General features: G+C 54.8%; 6 protein-coding genes and 1 pseudogene. 5 read left to right on the forward strand and 2 right to left on the reverse strand.

Annotated features, from left to right (window positions below):
- Both AX756_RS25395 and AX756_RS24485 read left to right on the forward strand, forming a co-directional pair.
- Positions 1-309 (forward strand): annotated as a pseudogene (locus AX756_RS25395) (IS3 family transposase); the annotation flags it as partial.
- A gap of 545 nt (positions 310-854) precedes the next feature.
- Positions 855-1,634, forward strand: a complete 780-nt coding sequence (locus AX756_RS24485; protein WP_068318459.1) for an alpha/beta hydrolase — start codon at positions 855-857, stop codon at positions 1,632-1,634.
- Here the strand turns inward: AX756_RS24485 and AX756_RS25940 are convergent.
- On the reverse strand, positions 1,588-2,028 hold the full coding sequence (locus AX756_RS25940; RefSeq protein ID WP_156461690.1) for a hypothetical protein: 441 nt from the start codon (positions 2,026-2,028) through the stop codon (positions 1,588-1,590). The genes AX756_RS24485 and AX756_RS25940 overlap by 47 nt on opposite strands.
- A 60-nt stretch (positions 2,029-2,088) precedes the next feature.
- Here AX756_RS25940 and AX756_RS25945 point away from each other — a divergent pair, with 60 nt between their 5' ends.
- Positions 2,089-2,241, forward strand: coding sequence for a hypothetical protein (locus AX756_RS25945; protein WP_156461691.1), 153 nt, complete (start codon positions 2,089-2,091; stop codon positions 2,239-2,241).
- 591 nt (positions 2,242-2,832) lie between these two features.
- Here the strand turns inward: AX756_RS25945 and AX756_RS24490 are convergent.
- Entirely contained in the window at positions 2,833-3,282 is a 450-nt protein-coding gene (locus AX756_RS24490) for a helix-turn-helix transcriptional regulator (RefSeq protein WP_068318462.1), read from the reverse strand.
- A 221-nt stretch (positions 3,283-3,503) separates the two neighbouring features.
- On the opposite strand from AX756_RS24490, the gene AX756_RS24495 reads away from it, so the two are divergent.
- Entirely contained in the window at positions 3,504-4,133 is a 630-nt protein-coding gene (locus tag AX756_RS24495; protein WP_068318468.1) for a TetR/AcrR family transcriptional regulator, read from the forward strand.
- Positions 4,130-4,453, forward strand: coding sequence for a hypothetical protein (locus tag AX756_RS24500; RefSeq protein WP_068318465.1), 324 nt, complete (start codon positions 4,130-4,132; stop codon positions 4,451-4,453). The genes AX756_RS24495 and AX756_RS24500 overlap by 4 nt, the downstream gene beginning before the upstream one ends.
- The last annotated feature ends 71 nt before the right edge of the window (positions 4,454-4,524 follow it).

A 4,524-nucleotide genomic window follows, 5' to 3' on the forward strand; every position in this document is an offset into this window, starting at 1 on the left:
GGACCTCCAACAATGGGGTGTTGCGACGACCGGTTGAATCCGCCCAGTACTGTTCCCACGACTACCAGAAGATCCTGCGCCAGCATGGCTTCAGGGTATCGATGGCGGGAAAGGAAACTGCTACGCGGCGGTCGAAACCTTCGTCAAGACAATCAAGGCCGAACTGATCTGGCGCCGTTCATAGCCAACCCGGCGAACCGCCGAGCTGGCGATCTTCGAATACATCAACGGCTTCTATAATCCGCGCCGTAAGCATTCAGCTCTCGGCTGGAAAGTCCTTTGACCTTCGAAGCCCAGGTGCCTCTCTGAGAACTTGGAGCGGCATCAAAGCGTGACAGGTCCAATTCGGCGCTGCCCGCCATTGTTCCCCCCTACAAGTAGCGATAGAAGAATCGAGTCAACTTGCATTCAAATTGCAAAGATATCACTGTTTTGCCTGCATGAAAAACACGGTGGTCGCTCATGGCCGAGAATGCTGATTTATTTCTTGAGCCGACATTCCCCATGTGGCCTGCCGTTGTGGGTGAGGATCGCCTGACAGAGCATGTGGGTCAAGCGTACTGCGCTCCTGATGGTCGCGACTTCCGTGCGAGGAAACGGAATTGCGCGTATCGGGTCCTGAACCGGCATCATTCTTCGGTCGTGCCCTTGTTTTTCAGCGCGTCGGGCAGACCTGTCGAGCTGCTTTCTTGGAGTTTGGGTCGTGATCGCGATCATGCGCATGACGGCGGTGCTCGAAGACGGTGGAAATGGGCATTCCACGGTACAGGCGTAAGATGCGCTAATTGGCGCGATTGACGGGAGCCGATTGGGAAAAAAATATACTGTCAGTTTTCTGTTTAAGGGAATGAGCGATGCCGACGGTATATTGCGGAATCGATGGAACAAACAATTTCGACAGGCAGCTCTACAAGAGCGCAAAGTCCGCACATGAATTCACAAGCTACGTCAAAAGGATTGGCCCGGAGTTTTCGTTTGGTCGCCACGGTTACATTAAGGGAACGACCGATACGCTCAACGGTTCGGATACCGACGATAAGGCCCGGGGCTGTGCCCGCTGGGTCGAAGAAAACGTGACGGAGTTGACGGGGGCGCGGCGAACGGGTGTATTTCTAGCCGGGTTCAGCCGGGGCGGCATGTCGGCTATCCTTGCCTCCAATCTACTAGGCGAAAAAGGCATCGTTGTCGACGGATTGTTCCTGCTCGATGCGGTCAACCGGACATTCAGTCTTGCGAATGCGCGGCACCGGATGCCGAGCACCAACGTCAGGTGGATCTATCACATCTATCGGGATGAAACCTCCGCCTCCCGCCCGTTGTTTGGATCCGTGGACAAGGACCTGACTGAAGGAAGTCCGCTCGCAAACCTAACGACGCAGGCAATCCATCTCAACCATGGAGCGATTGGCGGATGGAAAGCCGCTGAAAACATGGAAAGGACGGTGACGGCCGGTCGGCGCCGGGCGGCTCGGAAACGCACCTACATTTCCGAAACCCGTGGCTGGTTGCCCGACAACATTTCCAGGGTCTCCCCGGCGAGAGAGGATGCCGGACATCAAATGGTGTGGAACATCCTGTCCGGCTGGGTCAGGGAAGCGCGGGCGCGGTATTACGCGGCGCATCCCCAATTCTGAAGAGCAAGGGTATTTCGCGGGCGCAGGCATCTGTCCGGCAGAGTGCAGCGGGATATCCTACGATGACCTTTTCGACGACGAAAAGGATGAGTGGGACGAGGAAGGAGGTGTTCAATCCGCCGAGAACTGGCACAACATCGATCTTGACGCCAGAATTGCGCTTGTCGAGGATATTGCTGGATTGCTTTCGTCGTTCAAGGACGACAACTTGCCGGCGAAGCCGTTCGACCTGCTGGTTCTCAATGCCCAGCTTCTTCTTCTGAATGGCGACGCTGGATTCACCGGGCTTCAGAATCGGATAAAGCGAACACCACAATGGTGGTAGGGTAGGCGTGGCGATTACGCTAAGTGGTGTAATTTCATCGGCGGTGCCGGTGTAATCCTGGGTGGCCATCGAGGTGTATGGTCGAGGTGGAGTTTCGACGCTTCAACCACGAACCACACGGAGACCCCGATGACCAAGACCAACATGGACCTTTCTGAGCTTCTGGCAAACCAAGACGGAGGCGACTTCCTTCGGGCTGTTGCTGAGGCGTTGCTTCAGCTGATCATGGAGGCCGATGTCGAGGGCCAGGGACATCTCACTTTCGCCGATGCCTGCCATTGAGGTTCCATAGAGAGCGGTTTCTTAGCGGCTGTGGCTCGCGTGAAACCACACGAAGCGGCAACGTGCGGCACGACAGGCTAGGCTTCGGTTTTATTGCAGAAACAAAGGCTTAATATCAGCAATTGGGAGGGGTTCTACCCTGCGCCGCCTCGACGATGGCCTGCATATCCGCACGTGATCCAAGGGAATTTCCTGTCGTTACCTCCAGACGAGACGAATTTGGACCCGTCCTTGTGATCGTCGAGGTTGAATAATAATTGTTCACACCAGCGTTGTTCATACGCAAGCTGATCTCTCCGATACCAAGCTCTGTGTATAGCTCACGGTCCACTTGAAACGAGGCGAAGCCTCCTGCCCACATACCATCCGTACAACCGATGGTCTGATTGATCCTACGATAGACCATCTGATAATTTGCCGGGATATCGACAACGGTAGTTGTTCCAGACTCCTTCAGTGCGGCGGTTGTCGTGGAGCATCCAACAAGCACAAATGGGAGCGTGACAGCGAGTGATAGTTTCTTGAACAATTGAATTCCGACCCGTGTGTAGCTGTAGAGTATTGAGCTAAAGGTTGTGGCTTCTTTCTCTTTTAGGCTTTGGTTATCAGTCCGCCCTGTACTGCGCGCACCGCTGCAACTGTTCGACTTGTTGTGTCGAGCTTCTGGAAGGCTCGGCGCAGGTGGGTATCGACGGTGTGCGGTGAGATGCCTAAGATCGTGGCGATCACACTGTTGGACTTGCCTTCGGCAACCCAGGTCATCACCTCAGTCTCACGTTCGCTCAGTAGCGGTGCGTTCGGCGTGGGGGCGGTTCCTGCGGCCCCGTCTGGCTTAGGATCGTCGTGTCTGACCTCGATCTCTTCCAGAAGATCTGTTGCAAGCCGGATCATGGTCCTTAGAAACCAAGGGTCGTGTCGGGCGTTTCTGGATGCTCGCGAAGAGAAGTGGGATAAATCGTCTTCTCCATTGGCACTCGCGTCCACTGCAAAGAACTGTTCTTCGGCATCGTGAAATGATGCTCGGTTCTCTGGGTTCGTCATGTCAGTTCCTCCCACCAATGTGATCTTGGCTGCGGCTGGTAGATGCTGAAGGACCATCCCTTGAGGTTGACTTGAGAGTGAGCCTCTCGTCGGCTTGATCTCACGGTCTGGCCCTTCGACGAGATACATGTAGTCAATCGAACATTATTATCAACAATGTTTGTGTAAATAATATTAAAAAAGTTGTTGATACTCTCGATAAAATGGTAGATATCGCTGATATGAAAACAAAAAATCGCAGACGTCCAAGTGGGCCGACACTCAAACAGAAGCAGAGCGCCAAGACCAAAGCGGCTCTAATCGCAGCGGCGAAGTCGCTATTTGCCGAGTTCGGTTATCGCAATGTCAGCGTTACCGACATCGCGAGGGCGGCTGGTGTCTCGCATTCGATGATCAACGTGCATTTCAACTCCAAGGCAGGATTGCTCTATCAGATCATTCACGAGAGCAACGAAGCGCAGGCGGCCGAGGCAACGGAACTGGCCGAAGATGACGGGACTGTCTTAAAAAGGCTTGAGCGGATCGTCCGATCCTTCGCCATGCACGACCTGGCAGACCCGGAGTTGTTCGCCGTGATGCAAGCTTACTTCTGGTCGTGGCCTGCGGAGACCGAAATGGAGAACCGCCAGCAGTTGGCCGTGGCATTGGCTCCTGTGCGGCGCGTTCTAGAAGAGGGTATCGCTTCGGGCGAAATTCCCGAAGGCTTGGATATAGATCGCGCGGTCCGGGCATTGTTCGCCATTTACACAATGGGGCTTCGGCCCGCTGTGTATGATAACGCCAGCACAGTCGATTGCATCGCGGAGATCATGGCGCAAGTGACAATGCTTTTGCGGACAGCAAGACGATGAAAAAGGACCTGGACTTTCGGCAAGACCGCGGCTCATGGTTTGCAAGTGTCGATGGATTTGAAAGAAAGCTGGGGGTCCATGCAACTGACCGGCTTGACCGTAGGCAGAACGCCGTACGGCTTTTCACAGACGATCCTGATGACGACACCCGCATGCGAGAACGCCAACTTGAAAGCGCCCGTCGCGATGGTGCGATTGCGCTTCGGCACTACAACGCCGCAACCAACACCGCCGCTGCGAAAGTCGGGGTGTTCGGTGGAGAGGTGTGTATGGTCGACGGGAAGCCATGGTTTCTTATTCAACGCCGCTTCAGCAAGTAATCACTGATCCGATTCCTCGACACACGCAGCCTAGGTCATGTTGACAAATGGCGGAGCCAGAGGCGGATTGA

Source organism: Aliiruegeria sabulilitoris, assembly GCF_001558155.1.
Lineage (GTDB): Bacteria > Pseudomonadota > Alphaproteobacteria > Rhodobacterales > Rhodobacteraceae > Tropicimonas > Tropicimonas sabulilitoris.